Annotated in this window: 17 protein-coding genes; 9 read left to right on the forward strand and 8 right to left on the reverse strand. The window is 60.0% G+C overall.

Going from position 1 to position 20,838, the window contains the following annotated elements; translation table 11 throughout:
• Positions 1–6: 6 nt before the first annotated feature.
• Positions 7–741: an ABC transporter substrate-binding protein gene (locus SBC1_RS34080; RefSeq protein WP_165104698.1), complete on the forward strand. Its 735-nt coding sequence runs from the start codon at positions 7–9 to the stop codon at positions 739–741.
• A 24-nt stretch (positions 742–765) separates the two neighbouring features.
• On the opposite strand, the gene SBC1_RS34085 is transcribed toward SBC1_RS34080, so the two are convergent.
• Both SBC1_RS34085 and SBC1_RS34090 read right to left on the reverse strand, forming a co-directional pair.
• On the reverse strand, positions 766–1,872 hold the full coding sequence (locus tag SBC1_RS34085; RefSeq protein WP_165104699.1) for an SGNH/GDSL hydrolase family protein: 1,107 nt from the start codon (positions 1,870–1,872) through the stop codon (positions 766–768).
• A gap of 13 nt (positions 1,873–1,885) precedes the next feature.
• Entirely contained in the window at positions 1,886–3,088 is a 1,203-nt protein-coding gene (locus SBC1_RS34090; protein ID WP_165104700.1) for a porin, read from the reverse strand.
• Between the two features lie 456 nt (positions 3,089–3,544).
• On the opposite strand from SBC1_RS34090, the gene SBC1_RS34095 reads away from it, so the two are divergent.
• The 8 genes from SBC1_RS34095 (at position 3,545) to SBC1_RS34130 (ending at position 13,197) form a co-directional block, all read left to right on the forward strand.
• Positions 3,545–5,188 carry an ABC transporter substrate-binding protein gene (locus SBC1_RS34095; RefSeq protein WP_241202328.1) on the forward strand — a complete coding sequence of 548 codons (1,644 nt, stop codon included), beginning with the start codon at positions 3,545–3,547 and terminating at the stop codon, positions 5,186–5,188.
• A gap of 8 nt (positions 5,189–5,196) precedes the next feature.
• A complete protein-coding gene (locus SBC1_RS34100) occupies positions 5,197–6,138 on the forward strand; it encodes an ABC transporter permease (RefSeq protein WP_165104701.1) in 942 nt (313 codons plus the stop codon).
• A gap of 7 nt (positions 6,139–6,145) precedes the next feature.
• Positions 6,146–6,979, forward strand: coding sequence for an ABC transporter permease (locus tag SBC1_RS34105; protein ID WP_165104702.1), 834 nt, complete (start codon positions 6,146–6,148; stop codon positions 6,977–6,979).
• Positions 6,979–8,790, forward strand: coding sequence for an ABC transporter ATP-binding protein (locus tag SBC1_RS34110; protein WP_165104703.1), 1,812 nt, complete (start codon positions 6,979–6,981; stop codon positions 8,788–8,790). The genes SBC1_RS34105 and SBC1_RS34110 overlap by 1 nt, the downstream gene beginning before the upstream one ends.
• Positions 8,787–9,704: a LysR substrate-binding domain-containing protein gene (locus SBC1_RS34115; RefSeq protein WP_165104704.1), complete on the forward strand. Its 918-nt coding sequence runs from the start codon at positions 8,787–8,789 to the stop codon at positions 9,702–9,704. Before SBC1_RS34110 ends, SBC1_RS34115 begins: the two co-directional genes overlap by 4 nt.
• A 143-nt stretch (positions 9,705–9,847) precedes the next feature.
• Positions 9,848–10,966: a succinylglutamate desuccinylase/aspartoacylase family protein gene (locus tag SBC1_RS34120; RefSeq protein ID WP_165104705.1), complete on the forward strand. Its 1,119-nt coding sequence runs from the start codon at positions 9,848–9,850 to the stop codon at positions 10,964–10,966.
• A 91-nt stretch (positions 10,967–11,057) separates the two neighbouring features.
• A complete protein-coding gene (locus SBC1_RS34125; protein ID WP_165104706.1) occupies positions 11,058–12,125 on the forward strand; it encodes an ornithine cyclodeaminase in 1,068 nt (355 codons plus the stop codon).
• Positions 12,126–12,279: 154 nt separating this feature from the next.
• Positions 12,280–13,197: a LysR substrate-binding domain-containing protein gene (locus tag SBC1_RS34130; protein WP_165104707.1), complete on the forward strand. Its 918-nt coding sequence runs from the start codon at positions 12,280–12,282 to the stop codon at positions 13,195–13,197.
• 48 nt (positions 13,198–13,245) lie between these two features.
• Here SBC1_RS34130 and SBC1_RS34135 read toward each other — a convergent pair whose 3' ends face one another.
• The 6 genes from SBC1_RS34135 to SBC1_RS34160 form a co-directional block, all read right to left on the reverse strand.
• Complete coding sequence (locus tag SBC1_RS34135; protein WP_241202329.1) at positions 13,246–14,787, reverse strand: serine hydrolase; 1,542 nt, start codon at positions 14,785–14,787, stop codon at positions 13,246–13,248.
• A 213-nt stretch (positions 14,788–15,000) separates the two neighbouring features.
• Positions 15,001–15,303: a hypothetical protein gene (locus SBC1_RS34140; RefSeq protein ID WP_165104708.1), complete on the reverse strand. Its 303-nt coding sequence runs from the start codon at positions 15,301–15,303 to the stop codon at positions 15,001–15,003.
• Complete coding sequence (locus SBC1_RS34145; RefSeq protein ID WP_165104709.1) at positions 15,304–16,137, reverse strand: hypothetical protein; 834 nt, start codon at positions 16,135–16,137, stop codon at positions 15,304–15,306.
• A 640-nt stretch (positions 16,138–16,777) separates the two neighbouring features.
• Positions 16,778–18,139 (reverse strand): adenylosuccinate lyase family protein, encoded by a 1,362-nt coding sequence (locus SBC1_RS34150; RefSeq protein WP_165104710.1) that lies wholly within the window; start codon positions 18,137–18,139, stop codon positions 16,778–16,780.
• A 14-nt stretch (positions 18,140–18,153) separates the two neighbouring features.
• A complete protein-coding gene (locus SBC1_RS34155) occupies positions 18,154–19,320 on the reverse strand; it encodes an enolase C-terminal domain-like protein (RefSeq protein ID WP_165104711.1) in 1,167 nt (388 codons plus the stop codon).
• Between the two features lie 24 nt (positions 19,321–19,344).
• Positions 19,345–20,691 (reverse strand): cation:dicarboxylate symporter family transporter, encoded by a 1,347-nt coding sequence (locus tag SBC1_RS34160; protein ID WP_165104712.1) that lies wholly within the window; start codon positions 20,689–20,691, stop codon positions 19,345–19,347.
• Between the last annotated feature and the right edge of the window lie 147 nt (positions 20,692–20,838).

Below are 20,838 nucleotides of genomic sequence, written 5' to 3' on the forward strand. Positions count from 1 at the left end.
GACACCATGACGACCGACTCATCAGTGCTCTCCGCTTTCGCGCCCACCGGCACGCTGCGGGCGTCCATCAATCTGGGCAATCCGATTCTCGCTAACAAGGATCCCGCTACTGGCGAGCCGGTCGGTGTGTCTATCGACCTCGCGAGGGAACTCGGCAGGCGTCTAGCTCTACCCATCGATCTCGTGATCTTCGATACCGCCGGAAAGTCCGTTGAAGCAGTCAGCGACGAACGCGCGGATATCGGCTTCTTCGCAATCGATCCAGCGCGAGGAGCAAGCATTGCGTTCACTGCGCCGTATGTGCTGATCGAAGGCTTTCATATGGTCCGCAACGATTCTCCAATTCAGCACAACAGCGAGGTCGACCATGCGGACATGCGCGTCGCAGTCGGTAAAGGCAGCGCTTATGACCTGTTTTTATCGCGGGAACTCAAGCACGCACAGATCGTTCGCGCGCCTTCGTCGCCTACCGTGGTGCAGACGTTTCTCGAACAGGGGATCGAGGTCGCCGCAGGCGTGAAACAACAGCTTGAAAGCGATGCCGCGAAAACGCCGGGCCTTCGGTTGCTCGGCGAGCGCTTCATGGTGATCCAGCAAGCAATGGGATTGCCGAAGAGCCGCGGTAATGCAGCGGCTGAATACCTCCGGCGTTTCGTGGAAGAGATGAAAGCGTCGGGCTTCGTAACGGACTCATTGCAACGACACAAGATTGGCGGCGCATCGGTTGCGCCTGCGTCCTGAGGGTTCGGATTCGAGTACGGCTGCCTAAGCATCACCGAGGCCAAGCACGCGAAGATAAAACGATTCAATCACGCGCATGCCGGCTACCGACGGGTGGATCAGCGAATCATCAAGCAACGGACGGGGTCCCGAGTACCTGTAGTCGCTGACATCGCCGAAAGCGGGTTGGCAATCGATATGGCACAGCCCCTGATCGATTGCAAGTTGTCGAGCCTCGGCCATATACAAGCGCATGGGACGGCCGGGCCGTGGCGGGGTTATGTCGCCGCTTTCCGGTGACGTCCCCAGCGCGATATCTACGTCCGGCGCCGCTGCTCTAAGCGAGCGCACCAGCCTTGCAAGACTTGAGCCGTGCTCTTGCGGCGTGATCCGCTTCTGGTCATTCGTGCCGAAGAACGTCAGTGCTGTTTGTAAATCAAGCGCCGCTATGGCTCTTTGCCATGTTGCTGGGTTGACGCTTGACCAATCCAGCGCAGTACTTCCCCCTGCACCGAGATTGTGAATGCGGACGCCCGGATTGTCGTTCCGGTGTTCGATCCCGGCGAGCTCCACCACGCCCGACGCTACCTTGATGTCCAGCGTCCATGCGCCCACGCTCGGAAACCCCGTCAGCCTCGTGACATGGTCTGCTGTACGCAGATCAAACCGTATCCACGGCCCCTCGTTCCATCGATAATCAATCACGCCGCCCGGCAAGTAATGTAGCCTTACTTCACTCGTGGGTCCCGACATATTGGTGACGCGAATGGTATCGCCCGGTGTACTGCTCACGCTCGTACAAAGGTCCGCTACCGGACGGTCGTTCTTGCTTGTTGTCCAGTCACCGCTACCGGATTGATAAAGGCGGTCCGGGTTCGCCGAACCACCACGCCTGTCACTGGACGTTGCATATGAAAGCCCGCACCAGCCGCCGCCGGCGTCACCATAGAGCCGCTGAAGCGCGACCGTCAGGCCCGGCATGAAATAACGCGTGCGGCTGGCGTCGCCGAGTGCAGGCAAGCCTGAACCGCGAACCCAGCTATCGCCGATGAATCCCAGCACTAGCTGCGTGTTGTCGCCTTGCAGCAAGCCGCGGCTTCGCATCTGGAAGTTGCGCAGCCGCTGCGCAGCATGGACACCATCATGGTTCATCGGCGCTTTCGTATCAGAAGCGATGCCGGATACCGAGCGTTACCGCGGCCTGCTTGTTGTTATTCGACGCCGTCAGATTTGCGATCGTCGCCACGGCCACCTTGCCGGTCGAATCATGCCCGCTTGCCAGTTGATAGATCCCGACCGCGTAGAGATCGGTCGTCTTCGACAAAGCATAGTCCGCGCCAATATCGGTCTGGTTATAGTGCGCGCCGGAGATGGTGCCGACTGAACTGCCGCGCGTGACGGCGAAGGCCGCGCCAAGCTGCAGGGCAGGCGTTGCACGATAGATCGCGTTGATTTCGCCTATATTGAACCGGGCCGTTCCCGAGAGTTTGCCGGGGTTGAGGCCGGTTCCCGACTCCGTGCCAATGTTCTGGAACTGCACATTGCTATATTCCGTGCCCAGGCGAAATGCGCCGATCTGATAGCCGACACCGGCGGCAACAATTTGCAATGTGTGCGCCGAAGCGAAGCCGCTATAAACCGGGCTGCTCATATTGAGCGAACTAGTGGAGCTTGCGGTATTCGAATTTGAATTATCTCCGTACAGCGCGTAGTTGGGATCGCGCACGTTGTCGTAGGCCACACCCACGTCGAGCGGACCGCTCCTGTAGGATGTCGCAAAACTGTAGGTCTGGTTGCTCGTGAAGTTGCCCGCCGCATTGCCGAAGCTATAGAAAGCCTGCGCCTGCAGCCCGCGAAACGACTCGGTATCAATCTTGACGGAGTTGTTCGTGCGATTCGTGCCGCCGAGGTTATCCATGTCACCGGGGTGGACGCCGTACACGCCGGCCCACGATGCAACCACCCCGTCCCCGCCTGCGCCGCCTGCCGTGTATCGCGCCATATAGGTGGTCAGCGCGTCATACTGGCGGCCTATCGTGACCACGCCATACTGATTCGACAAACCCACGTAAGCCCGTCGCCCGAACATGGCCCCGCCCTGACCCAGCGCCCCGCTGTTGATGTTGAAGCCATTTTCCAGCCGGAAGATCGCCTTGAGTCCGCCGCCAAGGTCTTCCGAGCCGATCAATCCCCAGCGATTGCCCTCCAGGTTGCCTGCCGCCATTTCATACTGGCGGGTTCCCTTGGCGTTCGAGTTGTAGACGAAACCGTCGTCGAGCAATCCGTAAAGGGTCACGCTGTTTTGCGCGTGCACACTGCCGACAAGGCCAAAGCCAAATGCGCCTAACGCGATGAGTTTTCTTTTCATGGGATATCGTGGTTTCAGTTGACGGTTAAAAGATGGGTTGATTTTTATTTTGGTTTCCTAACTTCTCATTTAATGCCCTTCCCGGCTGGGCACGGCATCTGATGCGAACGGGGTCGGATAAAAGAGGGATGCGGCCTCAGGATCAACCGGACATCAGGCACGCTGAAGCAATGCCGCAATCGTAGGTAGAAAAATTTTTGAAAGGAAGAACACTTCTGACGATCATGATCTGCACGCCCGATACCCAGTTTTCCCTTACTGCGCGATCACTCTCGCCCAAGGCCCCTTCACATCAATAACTGCGTGTCTAGTGCTGTTTTCCCGGGCGATCCGAATTTCGGCCACCGATCGGCAGGACTGCTCTTCCCAATGCGAATATGAGCTTCTACGATCGCTTCCTATCTATTCATCGCATGGTTATGGCGTTGTGCAATCCCCTTCCCGAAGGACGTTTTGATGGTGACTCCCTTTGACGGTAATTCCCGATTTCCCGCGCCTCACCGACTTGCAGCGCGCCGCGTGGGAAACCGCTGGGTTCCGTCCATGAAGCGTGCGGCAATTGTGGCAACGCTGGCAGCCGCAGCCCTGCCCGCCCGCGCATGGGCGCAGCCGAGCGTCGCTGCACCGGCGCTTCCCGAAATCCGTTTTGCCATCAACACCGACACAACAACGTCCATGCCGGGCAACGTGTTACGCAATACATTTACGGACGAGATCCTCGCTAACGTGGTTGAGTCGCTGGTGGCGCTCAAGGGCGACTTGTCGGTCGCGCCCATGCTTGCCGACAGTTGGGACATCTCGCCGGACGGAAAGCAATACACATTTCACTTGCGTCATGGCGTGCTGTTCCACAACGGCACGCCATTCACCTCCGCCGATGTCAAATGGAGCTACGAGTACTTCATGAAGCCGCAGTCGGGCTACGTCTGCCGCGGCAACTATGACGGACACCGGGGTCCGAAGGTGCTGGCGGTGAACACACCCGATCCGCATACCGTGGTGTTCGAACTGGACCGGCCGTCCGCACTCTTTCTCACTCACATGACGGAACCCCGCTGCCCGCTCGCCATCCTGAGTCCTGCAAGCCTCGACAAGAACGGGGCGTGGCTGAAGCCTGTGGGAACCGGTCCGTTCGTATTCAGCGAGTGGAAACAAGGGCAATACGTTCTGCTGAAACCCTTCACTCAATACCAGTCACGCACTGAGCCACCAAGCGGACTGGCAGGCGCCAAGCATCCGCAGGCGAACGTGCGCTTCGTCGCCATTCCGGATGAAGCGGCACAACTCTCCGCGCTCATGTCCGGACAGATCGACGAGATGAATGTATCGGAGAACAACCTGCCGCCCGCCGATCCTCACTGGCATGTGATCGCAGGACCAGGGGCCGATCCTGCTGCCTTGTTGATGCAAACGCGTGATCCCTTGCTCGCCGACGTCCGCATCCGGCGCGCGATCGCGCTTGCGGTGGATCTGCCGGGCGTGGTGAACGCAGTCAGCGGTGGCCTGGCGCACTACAACTCATCGCTGACGCCGGATGCCGAAGCGTTCTATACCGCCGGCGACGCAGTGGGATATAAGCAAAACCTCCCCGAGGTGAAGCGTCTGCTCGCGGCAGCCGGTTATGCAGGCCAGACGCTGACGCTCGAAACCAACCGCCGTTACGCACACATGTACTCGACCGCGGTGTATCTGCAGTCACTGCTTTCGCAGGCGGGTATTAACGTGAAGTTGCAGGTGGTCGAATGGGGCACCCAGGTCAACGACTTCCGCTCGGGGCATTTCCAGCTGATGTCGTTTGGTTACTCGGCGCGCCTCGAGCCTGCGCTGATGTACGGCGATGTACTCGGCGACAAGTCCAAAAATCCCATGGTGCAGTGGGAGAACCCCAAGGCGCGCGCGCTGCTGCATAGCATCGACGGCGTGACCGACACCGCCGCCCGAAAGCGGGCCTTCGAACAGTTGCACCAGATGATGATGGATGACGTGCCCATGATCGTGCTGTACGACTCACCCGACCTGACGCTTGTGAGCAACCGGTTGCAGGGTGTGACAACCTGGCCCCTGCGCCTGAAGCGTTTTTCCAACGTGACGAAGAACTAGGCAAGCCAATGCTCAGCTACATCATCAAGCGCATATCGATGGCGGTCCCGACGGTGTTCATCGTGACCCTGCTCGTGTTCGGCATGATCCGCGCCATTCCCGGTGACCCGGCTTCGCTCATGCTCGGCGACCTCAACGACCCGGTGCTGCTGCAACAAATGCGCCACTCGTTTGGTCTCGATCAGTCCATCCCCGCGCAATTCGCGATCTGGGTATCGCATCTGCTTTCGGGCGACTTCGGCATGTCGATCGTGCGGCATCAGCCGGTGCTGGAACTGATTCGCGAAACCTTTCCCGTGACCGCGGAGATCGTGCTCGCTGCGACTTTCCTGGCCTGCCTGATCGCCATTCCCGCCGGCTTGTTCGCTGCCTGGATGCAAAACCGCCGCGGCGATCTCGCAGTGGTCATGGGCAGCATCATGCTGGTATCCATACCGAGTTTCTGGGCCGGCATCCTGCTCATCTGGTTGTTCGGCGTGAAGCTGCACCTGCTTCCTACCTTCGGCTACCAGCCGTTTTCGCAAGCCGGCTGGGCATCGTTCAAATACCTTGTGCTGCCGGTCATAGCGGTCACGCTGGGAGAAATCGCGGTCGTGACACGCATGATGCGAGCGAGCAGCATCGAAGTCCTGCGGCTGGAATATATCGCTCACGCACGTGCCAAAGGTTTGTCGGAACGGCGCGTGCTGCTGCGCCATACGCTGCCCAATGCGTTCGGTCCCACGCTCACCGTGATCGGTCTCGTGCTCGGTCACCTGCTCGCGGGAGGCGCCGTGATCGAGACCGTATTCACACTGCCGGGCATGGGCCGCCTGCTCGTGGAAAGTATCTATTCGCGCGATTATCCCGTCGTGCAGGGATGCCTTCTTGTGATCGCACTGCTGTATGTGCTGACCAATCTTGTTGTCGACCTGCTGTACCCGATCTTCGATCCACGCCTCAAGCTCTGACTCTCCCATGCCCTCCTCTCCCAAGCGCGCCCGGCGCGCCAACCTCGTGATCGGAGCCGTGCTCGTCGGCCTCTTGCTGCTCATCGCGGTGGTCAATCTCGTCTACACGCCCTACGGTCCCCTCGACGTCAATATTCACGCACGTTACGCGCCGCCTTCGCTGCATCACTGGTTCGGCACCGACGAATTCGGCCGCGACATCCTGTCCCGGATCATGTCGGGCGCCGGCGTCAGTACCACCGTCAGCGTCTGCTCCGTGCTGTTCGCGTTGCTCGCCGGAACGTCAATAGGCGCTGTCTGCGGTTACGCCGGCGGCTGGTTCGACCGGCTTGCGGCCATGCTGATCGATGCGCTGATGGCGTTCCCCGGCTTGCTGCTCGCGCTGGGCATCATGACCGTCGTCGGGCCTTCGAAATGGGGAGTGGTGGTCGCGCTCGGCCTCGCTTATACGCCTTCAGTCAGCCGCATTGCGCGCGGCGCGGCGCTGTCGCTGCGCCAGCGCGACTTCGTGGTCGCTTCGCGAACCATGGGCAATAGCGGCGCATGGACCCTGCTTCGCCATGTCCTGCCACATTGCGTGGCACCACTGCTGGTGTTTTCGACTTCATTGTTTGGCTCGGCGCTGCTTGCCGAAAGCGCGCTCAGTTTTCTCGGGCTTGGCGTGCCCGCACCCGAACCTACCTGGGGCGGCATGCTTGCCGACGGGCGCACAGCAATCGATCAGGCAATCTGGGTCGTGCTTTTTCCCGGCGCAGCTATTTCGCTTGCGTTGTTCGGGATCAATCTGTTCGGCGATGGGGTGCGCGATCTGCTCGACCCGCGCATGAAGGGGGGAATGTGATGACGGCTCCTGTTCAACCCCCATTGCTGACGGTAAGCAACCTGACGATAGGTTTCCCCGACAAAACAGGCGCGATCAAACAGGTCACGCACGACGTGAATTTCACGTTGAACGCTGGCGAGTCGCTTGCACTCGTGGGCGAGTCCGGCAGCGGCAAGACCATGGTCGGCCGCGCATTGCTCGGCTTGCTGCCGGAGCGTGCGGAGATCGTCTCGGGAACCATCAGCTTCGAGGGTCGTGACGTCCTCGGCAATACGCCCGCGCAATGGCTGGCTACGCGTGGCACGGGCATTGGCATGGTGTTTCAGGAACCGATGGTCTCGCTCAACCCGGCCATCCGCATTGGTGACCAGTTGACTGAGGCACTCATGCGGCGGCGTTCGATCGCTCGTGGCGCTGCTCGTTTGCAGGCTATAGCCATGCTTGAGCGAGTCCGTGTACGCGACCCGCTTGGCTGCATGAAGCGTTATCCGCACGAATTTTCCGGCGGCATGCGGCAACGCATCCTGCTCGCCGCGGTGATGTTGCTGCGCCCCAAGCTGCTGATCGCAGACGAGCCGACAACAGCACTCGATTGCGTGGTGCAGAAAGAAGTGCTCGACCTGATGATCGAACTCACGCGCGAGGAAGGCACCGCGCTGATCTTCATCAGCCACAATCTTGCGCTGGTGACGGCTTACACGGAACAAGTGCTCGTGATGCGGCGCGGCTCGGTCGTGGAAACCGGCGCGGTGGCGACGGTACTGGCACGCCCCTCGCACGAATACACGCTGAAGCTGCTCGAAGCGCTGCCAAGACGCGCCGATAACGAGGACGCGTTGAGCCCACCCAGCTCATCGGCGCCGCCGGTCATCGAAGTGAAGGATGTGGCAATCGATTACCGGGTGCCCGGTTTGTGGTTCAGGAAGATTCTCGCACGGGCCGTGCATCCGACATCGTTCAGCGTGCAGGCGGGCGAGACAGTAGCAATAGTCGGTGAATCGGGCAGCGGGAAAACAAGTATCGCCAAGGCGATCCTCGGGCTCGCGCCCACCGCGCAAGGGCAGATCCTGCTCAACGGGCTGCCCTTCCTCAACGCCGGTCACGACGCAATGCAAGCCGCGCGCCGCTCGGTCCAGATGGTGTTCCAGGACCCCTACTCCTCACTCGATCCACGCATGCGGGTCGACGCGCTGATTAGCGAAGCGCTGCGGCTCGACAAGACCTTGAGCCGCGCGCAACGCGCCCAGCGAGTGGCGGATGCGCTGGATGACGTGGGATTGGGTGAGTTCGCCGGCCGCCTCGTTCATCAGCTCTCCGGCGGTCAGCGCCAGCGTGTGGCGATTGCACGCGCGTTGGCAAGCAGACCTGCCGTGATCATCGCGGACGAGCCCGTGTCCGCACTCGATGTCACCGTGCAGAAGCAGATTCTCGACATGCTCGTTTCGCTGCAGCAGCGCTACCGGTTTGCGTGCCTGCTGATCTCGCATGATCTCGGCGTGGTCGAGCAGATTGCCGACCGCGTGCTGGTGATGTTCCGGGGTCATATTGTTGAAGAGGGAACGCGCAACGCCGTCTTCGATAATCCGAGCCACCCTTACACCCGCCGACTCCTTCAAGCGGTGCCCGAGCTGCGGGGAAATCGCGATGACGGCTTCAAGGTCATCACGCGCACCGTGCCTGACGACATCGATCCGTCCCGCAAGTATTTCAACGCCGAGTTGGCGGGGCGCGACCTGCCTGTGCTGGTCGACGTTGTCGCGCGTACGCTCACGTCCACGCCGACTTTTATGGATCACCGCATCGCGCTTGAAGCGGTGCATTCATCGTGACGCTGATCCAGCTCCGGGCATTTTGTTCGGTCGTCGAGCAAGGCAGTTTTCGCGCCGCGGCAAGAGCGCTCGACATTGCGCAAAGCACGCTGACCCAGGCGATCCAAAGCCTGGAGGCGGAGCTGGGCGTCATGCTGCTCAACCGGTCGCATCAGGGCATCAGCCTGACCGCCCTGGGCGAAACCTTCCTTGTCCGCGCCAACGCGATCATCCGTGATTGCGAGCGCGCCACGCAGGACATGAGGCCGTTATCGGAAGAACCGGAAGGACACATCGCACTGGGCGTGACCTCCGAGCCGCTCGCGGAATTCCTGCTGCCGGTACTCAAGCGTTTCATCGAACGGTTTCCGCGCGTGCGGGTGCATGTGACCAGCGGCTACGCGAAAATGCTGATCGAAAAGATCCGCGATGGCGCCCTCGACTTCGCGCTATGTCCCCTCGCGCCCCATGTAAGCGACGTCGATCTCAGCATCGAGCGGATGTACCGGTCGGACGCAGGTGTGATCGCGCGCAAGGGTCATCCCCAAGCGCGTGTCACGTCCGTGCGCGAACTGGTGGAGTGCGACTGGGTCAGCATCCGGCCCGCAGGCATTGCCGGAGGTGCCGAGAACCGGCTGCTCAGCCTCTTCAAGGCTGAAGCGCTCGGACCGCCGCGCATCGTCTTCACGGCGGAGTCGTTGCTGGAAACGCTGCACATTGTTTCCGAAACCGATTGCCTGACTATCGAGCCGGCGGTACTAGCCAACTTCAAGCTCTTTTCGCCGTCGCTCGTCACCATCCCGATTCGAGAAGCATTCGATCCGCGTGATGTCTGCCTCATCAGGCGCCGCGCGTCGCCGTTGACCACGGTCGCTCATGAACTGGTCAACATGCTCGTGTCTTACTCGCGCCTTCTGCGAGGCGTGAGCGCCTGATTCTGATGGTGACACAAACCCGACTTCAGGTTCGTGCGGCAGGCGATCTGCCAGGCTGATCCCGATCGGTCAGGCCGCCTTCTGCGCCGCCCGAACTCCCCGTAAGATGACCTTGCCGCTACTACGAGCCTCTTTTCCTTCTTATGAACAGCACCTCCCATGCCTTGCCCCACGCAACCGCAGGCGCCGCGTACCATCTGACGAGTCACGAATTCGGTGCTAGTGGTGCTGGCAAAAAGGTGTACATCCAGGCCGGCCTGCACGCCGATGAAACGCCGGGTGTGATGGTTGCACTCACGCTGCTCGAACAGTTGCGCCGTCTTGAAGACGACGGCAAGCTTCGTAGTGAAATCGTGCTGGTCTGCAACGCCAATCCGCTTGGACTGAGCCAGTGGTTGTTCGGCGCTCCCGTCGGCCGCTTCGAATTCGCCAGCGGCCGCAACTACAACCGCGACTTCCCCATGCTCGCCAGCAAGATTGCGGCGGCGCTCGCAGGCAAGCTCACGCAAGATGCCGACGAAAATCTCGTCATCATTCGCCAAGCCTGGAAAGCAGCGCTGATTACGCAACAACCGGCCACCTTGTTCGACGGCTTGCAACGCCAGCTCATGCTGCTCGCGCACGACGCAGACGTGGTGCTGGACCTGCATTGTTCACGCGAAGCCGCCATGCATATCTACACGGGCCAGGCGATCTGGACCGAAGCGGAACCACTCGCCCGGTACCTCGGCGCGGTGGCCTCGCTGCTGGCATACGACTCTGGAGCCAGCTCCTTCGATGAAGCGCAGAGCCTGACATGGTGGCAACTGAAGCAGCAATTCGGCGCGCACTATCCGATTCCGACCGGCACGGTGGCCGTCACGGTCGAGCATCGCGGTCAGCGTGATGTGTCGTATGTCATGGCGCGGAAGGACGCGCAGGCGATCATCGACTACCTCACGCATCAAGGCTTCATAGACGGCTTTGCGCCGCCGTTGCCGGAGCTTGCCGGCCCCGCCACCCCGCTTGCTGGCAGCGAGCAGTTTCTCGCGCCCGCAAGCGGCATCCTGGTGCATCGCGCGCAGCTTGGTGACGTGATCGAAGTAGGCCAGCCGCTCTTCGACGTGATCGATGCAACGAGCGGCGAGACCACCACCATTTACAGCAAAACCCGCGGCGTGTTCTACATGCGCCGCGACGTGCGATACGTTAAGCATGGCGATCCGCTTGGCCGCGTCACTGGCGCGACGCCTCAACGCACCGGCAAGCTGCTCGGCGCCTGACTTCCACGCATCGGTTGCAAGCTTGCATAGCAACGCACATTGACACACCCATGTAGCCCCTCAAGTTCATTTCATCGTCCAGGAACGCACCATGACTCGATACATCGACGTCAACGACATCAGGCAACTGCTTCGCACCATCGGCCCGGAAACTTTCATTCACACCCTCGCCGACTACATCCGCGCCGACTACCTGCGCTGGCCCGAGTTCGACAAATCTCCCCGCACAGCGGCGCATTCGCCCGAGGGTGTCATTGAACTGATGCCCGTCGCCGATCACGCGTTGTACGGCTTTAAGTACGTCAATGGGCATCCCAACAATACCCGCACCAATATGCTGACCGTGATGGCCTTCGGCGTGCTCGCCGACGTTGCCAACGGTTTCCCCTTGCTCCTCAGCGAGTTCACCATCATGACGGCACTGCGCACGGCGGCCACCTCCGCTCTCGCCGCAAGCGTCCAGGCGCGACCGGGATCGAAGTCGATGGCGCTGATTGGCAACGGCGCGCAAAGCGAATTCCAGGCGCTGGCGTTCAAGAATATGCTTGGCATCGAGCATATTCGCGTGTTCGACACGGACCCCGCCGCCACCGAGAAACTCATCCGCAACCTGTCCGGCATCAAGGGGCTGACGCTCACGCGGGCGGCATCGATACGCGAGGCCGTACAAGGCGCCGATATTGTCACCACCGTGACCGCCGATAAAACCAACGCAACCATTCTCACGCCCGACATGATTGAAGCGGGGATGCATGTCAACGCCGTGGGTGGTGATTGCCCCGGCAAGACCGAGTTGCATGCCGACGTGCTGAACGGTGCGCGCGTAATGGTGGAGTTCGAACCGCAGACGCGCATAGAAGGCGACATCCAGCAGCTTCCCGCCGACTCGCCCGTGATCGAGTTCTGGCGCGTGCTGGCCGGTGAGGTACAAGGCCGCGAATCAGATGCACAGGTGACGGTATTTGATTCAGTCGGGTTCGCTCTGGAAGACTTTTCGGCGCTGCGTTACCTTAACGATCTTGTGCGCACTGAGGGAATTGGCACGCAGATTGACCTGATCGCCCAACCGTCGAACTGCAAGGACCTCTACTCGCTCGTGGCATCGTCCGGCACCACCGAAAGCGACGAACGCGCACGAGGCCTCTTTCAGGCTGCATGAGGTATCGATGCATTGAGGCATCGGGGCATCGGGATTCAGCGGTACACGTGGGCTTTCTGGAAGGCTATGCTTGGCACAAGCCGAACGCATCGCTCCCGCCGTCCGGCATGGCATAGGATCGGGCGAGCGGTGCACTTATTCCAGAGGGTTTTTCATGACGTTGATCCAGCTCCGGGTGTTCTGCGCGGTTGTGGAGCAAGGCAGCTTCCGTGCTGCGGCAAGGGCGCTCGACATTGGGCAAAGCACGCTGACGCAAGCAATCCAGAGCCTTGAGGCCGAGCTTGGCGTGACGCTGCTGAACCGCTCGCATCAGGGTATCAGCGTGACCAGCCTGGGCGAGACCTTCCTCATTCGCGCGAACGCGATCATTCGCGATTGCCAACGCGCGATGCAGGACATGCAGCAGTCGTCGGGCGAACCCGAAGGGCAAATCGCGCTCGGCGTTACGTCCGAACCGCTGTCAGAATCCCTGCTGCCTGTACTCAAGCGCTTTATCGCCCGCTTTCCGCGCGTACACGTGCATGTGACCAGCGGCTATACGAAGATGCTGATCGAGAAGATCCGCGACGGCCGGCTCGACTTCGCGCTGTGTCCGCTCGCGCCGCAAGTCAGCGACGTCGATCTCGACATAGAACGCCTCTACCGGTCGGTGCCAGGCGTGATCGCGCGCAAGGGTCACCCCCAGGCGCGTGCCACGTCCGTTCGCGATCTGAAGGATTGCGAGTGGGTCAGCATCCGGCCTGCGGGAATTGTTGGCGGGGCGGAGAACCGCCTGACCAGCCTCTTTCGTGCAGAGGAACTGGGGGAGCCCAGGATCGTTATCACGGCGGAGTCGCTGCTAGAGACGCTGCACATTGTGTGCGAATCCGATTACCTGACCATCGAGCCGCGCGTGCTGGTCGAGTTGAAGCTGTTCTCGAATTCGATCGTCAACATACCGATTCGTGAAGCATTCGATCCACGCGATGTCTGTCTCATCAGCCGACGGTCTTCGCCGTTGACCATGGTCGCACAGGAACTCGCAAGCATGCTGGTGTCCTATTCACGCCTGCTGCATGGCGCCGGATCGTGAAGCGCGCCATGCATTTACGTTCCCCGTTGGTCTCTGATTGGTCTCTGTCTAGCTTGCGAGTGAGTCGGCGAGTGACCCAGTTATGTCTTCATGACGCAGCTCACCGCCGTTGATGTTCACTTCGCGCTTGAACGTTATCGTCTTGCCCGAGAATTCGCAGATCACGGTGTCCCGAAAAGCGGTCTCGGCGAAGATCCAGGTCATCTGCAGCCGCGTGTTATCCAGCCAGCAGGCACGGGCGACGACCGGACTGTTGTCGAGCTGGTAGCCATGGTGAAGATCGCTGCCGGGCATGTTGGCGCGGCTCTCCAGCCACCGGCCAAATCCGGCGGCAATGACATGTTCGCCATGCGCATCGATAAGACGAAACACACAAGTCTCGTCGACGAATTCGAATTGCAATTCGCTCACGCCCTGGGCGTTGGGGTGCATCAGGAAGCGCTCCGTTTGTCCGGGTGCGCGTGCGCCATCCGTGAGCGCACCGGCCCGTTCGTAAGGCTCTTTCCACGGTGCCGGTGCATCCGGACTTTGCCACTCGGCAAGCCTTGCCTTGAGCCGCGCATCGGCGGCAGCCCCGTCTTCGATGTCATCGCGAATTTGATCTCGAAAGGCCGCCGGAAAATATCGGTCGATATACGGGAACAGCTTCGCGCTGCCCTTTATCGCGCCGGTAACGGCGAGCGTCGCGCCATGCAACGGGAACACCGTTGTCATCTGGACGAACTTGCCGATGGCGCTATACGTGCCGTCAGGCCGCGTCCACCAGTGATAGCCATATTTGGCCGGCTCGCCGTGCGCCGTCGTTGCAGCAGCGACCCAGCTTTCGGGAAGCAGGCGTTTGCCCTCCCATATGCCGTTTTGTGCATGCAACACGCCTAGTTTCAGCAGATCGGCAGTTCGCGCGATGAGGCCATTGCCACCGGGGTTGATGCCGTCTGGACCTATATCCCAGGATTCGCCTTCAATGCCCATCGGCTCGAAAATTCGCGGCTTGAGGTACTCGTGCAGCGTTACCCCCGTCGCGCGGCTCAGTATGGCCGACAACATGTAGCTGGCAGCGCTCGTGTACATGAAGGCCGTTCCCGGCTCTTGCGCGAGTCTGATCTTGAAGAATTCCGCTATCCAGCTCGTGTTCAGCGATCGCCACTCTGCGCCTGACGTTTCGCTCGCATGACCCACGCGCATCGTCAGGAGGTCTTCTATGGACATCTCCGTCAGCCAACCCTGATCCGGTTCGACAATAAGCTCGGGGAAAAACGAGACCACCTTGTCGTCGAGCTTGAAGAGACCTTCTTCGAGCGCGAGTCCGATCGCACACGCGGTGAAACTCTTGACGACCGAGTGCAGGTTTCGCGGCCGGTCGGGCCGATACGGCCAACGCCAGCCCTCGGCAACCACTCGGCCGTTACGATGAAGCATGAAGGCGTGCAGGTCGAGGCCGGCTGCTTCGACGTCATTCAGGAATGCAACGATGGCGTCGGCGTCCACGCCGGCCATGGACGGATCGGTGCGGGGCAGACCATCGGCTTGCTGAGCCGCAATGAGGTCTTTGGCAGACGTAGCGCCGCATTCCATGAAAAGGTCTGGCATCGTCTCTCCTGCTGTTTGAAAAATGGGAGGTGGTTTTGGCTGACGGCCTGTCTTGCACTTTTAGACCAGCAGCATATTTTGGGCGCAAGGACATACAAGCACATCACGCGATGCTAGGCAAAACCCGGCGCTCAAGGAAGCCCGTTTCGACGATCACTCGCAGAAAATCAGATCACCGGACGGTTGTTTTCACTCACGCCGGCGGACGGAGTACTACTCCTCAGACGGCGATTTTCGCCCCCCATCGGTCCGATCCATTACCGTGCGCCCGTTTCCGTCCGTCACCAATGCGAGCGGGCGCAACTCGGGAAACTGCGAAACGAGCGACATCAAGACCATTCCGCCTATTGTTCGCGCGAGCTCATCATCTAGCGGGTTTTGATCATTCACAGGAACTTCTATCAGCGCCCGATTTTCCGCATTTTTTAAGCTATCGATTGCATCCGCTGATATCGAGAACTGGCGAAGTGTCTTGGTAGTCGGGTCGTAGCCGGTAAGCAGGTATCGCAAAGTCATTTAGTAACCTCGACAGAATTGGTAATTAGAAAACGCTTTCTGGCTACATAAGGCGTAGGTGCGTGGGTCTTTAAACATTGCACTTGCAAAATTGCATAGTTCCATTTCAAACTCATATGTTGCGTGGCAATCTGCCTCTTGTGCTTCACCCACGCCGCGTGCCGCTATAGACAATACATCATCGCTGGTTGCGCTCTTGACGTACTCAAACGGCGCAGCTTTGCCTAGCGGGGTGGCCGTATCGTCTGCAACCTCACCAAAGCCCAACGCGGCTTTTTGCATTGCTTGGCGTCTGAGGTTTTCGCCACGTACCACCATGCCCACAACCGATAGAAGAAAGGACATATCCAACGGCTTGATGTCTTCGAATGATGGGGTATTCAGCCGCCGTTCTCGCTCGATCCTCGCGTCGATAGCATCGTTGTATTCACGCAGAGATGCCGAATTTTCAGCCACGCGCGCAGCGTAGTCGAACGGCGGCGGGTCTTGCCTCGCGGCTCGCGCGGGCGGGTCAAGCGTAAAGCCGCCGTTCTCGAAATGGTCGGTAGTCGCGCCGTTTTCCTGCAAGACAACAACAGCGCCATCACGCACATAAGCGAGCAACGTTTGAAGGGTCTCCCGTGCGCTCTTTGAGTTTCTCGAATACCACGAAAATTCTTTGAGCAGGAACGATTCGACGCGCGCCACAAGCGCGGGGTTCGATTCCCAAACGACCATATCCGCGTGCATCAACATAGCGCGCCCAGCTTCGGTCCTCTCGACGTCATCAGTGACGCTTCGACCCTTGCGCAGCACGTACCGATAGCCGTTGTAGCGTGTTAATTCCGTTGTCATCCGGTTGCGTCTCCTCTGGTTGCAAGAGACCAACGCTAACGCACTTTTCCGCGCGTCCATCTCAATAAACAGACGGGCGCGCGGGTGGTGACTTGCAAGGGTTTTGCATCGGGGGCTTTGCAGAAAACGAGCGGATAGCATCGACGCGCCAGAAGACGGACCTAGCGACAGGTGGACGCCGGGCGGAAAACGCCCCCTCCGAACGCCGCGTCACCAGGTGGAATGGAAATCGGAACCAGCGTTAGCACTTACCCGACCGTGAGCAACTTATCGGGCGGCAAGTCTGCAAGGTATAGGATCGCCGCCACGGGGTTGCCTAACTCATCGTGCGGCGGTGGTTGCGGCAAGATCACTGCAAGGGCTTGGGTGGGCTGTGGCCCAGTATCAAGCGGCGTTCTAGCGCTGCGTGACTTCGACAGCACAAGCACATGGACGTCTTGATCGGCACGCGACCGTTCAACAACAGCCGGAATAGCGCGCGAATTCGCGGTTCGGACAGGCGACTGACCGTCGCGCTACAAAGCTTTGCCTCGGGCCGCGACGTGGCTTCGCATCATAGTGGCGAGGTTCAGTGATCCGCGTAACATTGATCACAGTTTTCTAGCGGCGGCCGAAGTGGCCACCGCCGTAAGCTACTCCATCAATAAGCTTTCCCTGCCGTCCCATTAGCCACTGAGCGCGCCATGTGAGCAGCAGCGCCGAGGTAATTCGCGGGCTCGGTCAGCGCTCGCAACTGAGCCTCGCCAAAGCTCTCGCGAATCTGCGCATTTTCAATCAGCACGTCATGCAACGTGCGACCACTCTCAATCGCAATGCGACACGCGTCGTAGACCACATCGTGCGCGTGCTGTCGCCCGATTGCGGGCGCAAGTCCCATCATCACCGCCTCCGCCACGATCAGTCCGCCCGTTAAATCCAGGTTCTTTCGCATTTTTTCGCGGTCGACCTGCAGCCCCCGCAACATGAAGTTCGCCTGGAAAAGCGCGCTGGCAGCAAGCAGGAAACTTTCCGGTACCGCACTCCATTCGAGATGCCACGGTCCTGTCGCACGCTCAAAGTCGTGCATCATGGCGTCGAGCATAAGCGCTGCCCGCTCACGCAGCATCTTCGCCGCCGCGAACATCAGTTCACTGGAAATCGGATTGCGCTTCTGCGGCATGGTGGAGCTTGCGCCGCGCCCCGGGACGAACGGCTCCGCCACTTCGCCGAATTCCGAGGCAGCCATCATCATCACGTCGAGTCCAATCTTTCCGAGCGACGCGCCAATGCTTGCTAGCAACGATACAAGTTCGTTCAACCCATCGCGGGCAACATGCCATGTGATTTCAGGGTTGCGCAAACCCAGTTCTTCCGCAAGCAGCCTGCGCGTTTCCAGCGCTCTTTCCGGGTCACCCAGCGAAGCAAGCGTCCCCGCCGCGCCACCGAACTCGACCATCAGCGCGCGCGCCTTTGCCTGCTGAAGACGCTCAGCGTGGCGGTTCAGCGCCGATAACCAGACGGCCGCGCGAAATCCAAACGTCACCGGCAGCGCATGTTGCAAGTGAGTGCGCCCGGCCGTCACCGTATCGGCATGCTTGAGGGCCAGTTCGCGCAAAGCCTCACGCACATCGTCCAGTTGCTTCTCGATGATCGCCACGCCGCGCGCACACTGCAGCATGGTGGCCGTGTCCATGATGTCCTGCGTCGTCGCGCCCCAGTGCAGATATCGGCCAGCCTCGCCGCACATCTCGCTCACCTGCCTGACCAGCGGCAAGATAGGATAACCAACTATCTCCGTCTCGTGGCGCAACGCGTCCAAATCGAGCTTCGTAAAGTCAGCTCGCGCGGTGATCTCGCGCGCAGCCTGCTCGGGAATCAGGCCCGATTTCGCCTGCGCCCGTGCCAGCGCGGTCTCCGTATCAATGCAGCGCTGGAGATACGCCTCGTCTGAGAACACCTCCCTCATCTCGGGCGTGCCGAACATGTCGCGGAAAAGTACCGAGTCGAAAACTGTAGTTGCCATTGCCTATTCCTCAATCAGTTTGCAAGACGCGTAAGCCATGGGCGCAGCGCGTCTTTTTCTTCAAGTCCAAAGCCTGCTGCATCGGTTGGACGCACGAGTCCACCGCCCACGCCGCACCCCGCCGGATATCCGCCGAAGGGCTGGAACACGCCCGGATACGCTTCGCATCCACCAAGCTCCAATCCAACAGCAATATGCAGGTTGATGAGATGGCCGCCGTGCGGGTACGCCTGCGCGCGGCTGAAACCGCGACTCTCGATAAGGTCAATCATCCGCGCGTATTCAGTCAGCCCGTAGGCCAGGCCCGCGTCCATCTGAAAGATGTCCTTGCCCGGCCGCATGCCGCCAAACAGCGTGAGGTTATTTACGTCCGGCAAGGAGAAGAGGTTCTCGCCGGTGGCGATGCGGCCCGCGTAAGCCTGCGCGACCTGGCGATTCAAATCGAAGTCGAGCGGGTCGCCAATCTCTTCGTACCAGCGCAAGTCATACGGCGTGATGGCCTCCGCGTAGCCGAGCGCGGTCTTCAGGTCGAAGCGGCCGTTTGCATCGACCGCCAGGCGCTGCCCTTCCCGCGCAACCGTCAACGCAGCTTCAATGCGGGCAAGGTCCTTCTCAAGGCTCGCTCCGCCAATCTTCATCTTGAACGCGTCAAAGCCCAACTCGCGATAAGCATTGAATTCGTCGACCAGACGCTGCGTGCTTTCTTCAGGATAGTAGTAACCGCCCGCCGCATAGACGTTCACGCCTTCGGTCTTCCCCTGCCTGCCGTAGTGCCGCGCGATGGTGACATGCGCCGGTTCATCCAGCAGCTTTGCATTCAGGTCCCAGACGGCCAGCTCGATTGCACCAGCCGCTGCGGCACGGTCGCCGTGACCTCCAGGCTTCTCATTGCGCATGATGGTCCGCAACACTTTCTCGGGGTCAAAACAGCGCCCCGACGCATCGAGCAGACCGCCGGGCTCCGCGGCCATGAGACGGGGAATCATCCGGTCACGCAGAATGCCGCCCTGAGCGTAGCGGCCGATGGAGTCGAACGCATAACCCGTGACCGGTTTGCCGTTACGCATCACGTCAGTTTCCAACGCGACGAGCGATACATCATGTTCGGCGAAACTCACGAGGGCGTTCGCCACGTTTCCTTCCAGCGGGACGGATATTTCCCTGACGGCAGTGATACGCATGACTAATCCTTTAATTCTCTGAAATCAGATGACCTTTCCGGGAGCGGTGCCGAATACGCGCTGATACTCGCTACGCGCGGCGCTCTCATCGAACTCGCCGGTCGACTTGGCGATCACAAGCGTTGCCACGCTATTGCCCATCGCGTTGCAGATGGAAACTGCCTGAGATGTGAATCGGTTGATGCCGAAAAGAATGGGCAGGCCTTCAATGGGCAACATGCCCGATGCCGTGACGGTGGCAGCGAAGACAATGAACGTACCGCCCGACACCGTAGCAGCGCCCTTGGACGTAATCAGCATGATGACAAGCAGTCCAAGCTGCTGATGCAAGTCGAGCGGCACGCCGTATGCATTGGCGATAAACATCACGCAAAGCGACATGTAGACCGCGGTGCCGTCGAGATTGAACGCATAGCCGGTGGGAAGAACCAGACCCGTCGCTTGCCGCGAACATCCAAGCCGCTCCAGCTTTTCGAACAGCCGGGGCAATGCGCTTTCTGACGAAGCGGTGGCGAACAGCAGGAAGATTTCGTCCTTGAAGTAACGCAAGAAGCGGAACACGTTGAAGCCGTATAAGCGCAGCACAATGCCGAGCACTACAACCACGAAGAACGCGAGCGACAGGTACATCACGATGAGCAGGTAGCCGAGGGAAATCACGGCATTCATGCCGCTGCTTCCAATCGCAAAAGCGATCGAGCCGAACGCGCCCAGCGGCGCAAATTTCATGATGACGTCGACGAACTTGAAGAAGCAGTCGGACATCCGCGAGAGCGCATGCTCGACGCTGCCGCGCTGGTCCTGATTCAGCATCAGGACTGCGGCACCAAAGCCGATCGAAATCACAAGGACCTGTAGCAGGGAGCCGTTGGCGAAGGCCCCAACGAAATTGTCCGGGAAGAGCGTCAGCAGGAAATGTTCGACCGAGACTGCTCCGGCTTTGCCGTATTGCGCGTGAGCAGCGGCCGCAGCCTCAGGACTCTGCGTAAGATGCATGCCCATCCCGACGCCGGACAGGTTGGCGATCACCATGCTCAGTGCAAGCGCAATGGTAGACACGACCTCGAAGTAGATCAGCGCACGCAGCCCAATACGGCCGACGTTCTTCAGGTCGCCCGCGGCAACAATACCTAACACCACGTTCAGGAAAACGAGCGGCGCGACAATCATCTTGATGAGCCGCAGGAAGATGTCGCCGAGTACCTTCATGTCCACCGCGAGCTTCGGGGCGACGAAGCCAAGCGTGATGCCAAGCACGATCCCCACCACAATCTGCACGCCGAGCCGGGCGTAGAAGGGCGTTTTCCTGCGGGCGGTTACCGGCTCCGCGTCAGGGCCGTGGTGAGGTGCGGTCTCCGTATGAACTGCCATGCTCTTCTCCAGGTTCAGCGGCTGCCCAAATATGGACCAGCTCGCTTAATATGTCCGTACTTGTTTTATATGTCCGGACTATATTGGTAATTACCGCAACGGGTCAATCTCGGGTTTACCTTGATGATCGTCCTTGTTTTCGTCTGC

The sequence above is a fragment of the Caballeronia sp. SBC1 genome, from assembly GCF_011493005.1.
Lineage (GTDB): Bacteria > Pseudomonadota > Gammaproteobacteria > Burkholderiales > Burkholderiaceae > Caballeronia.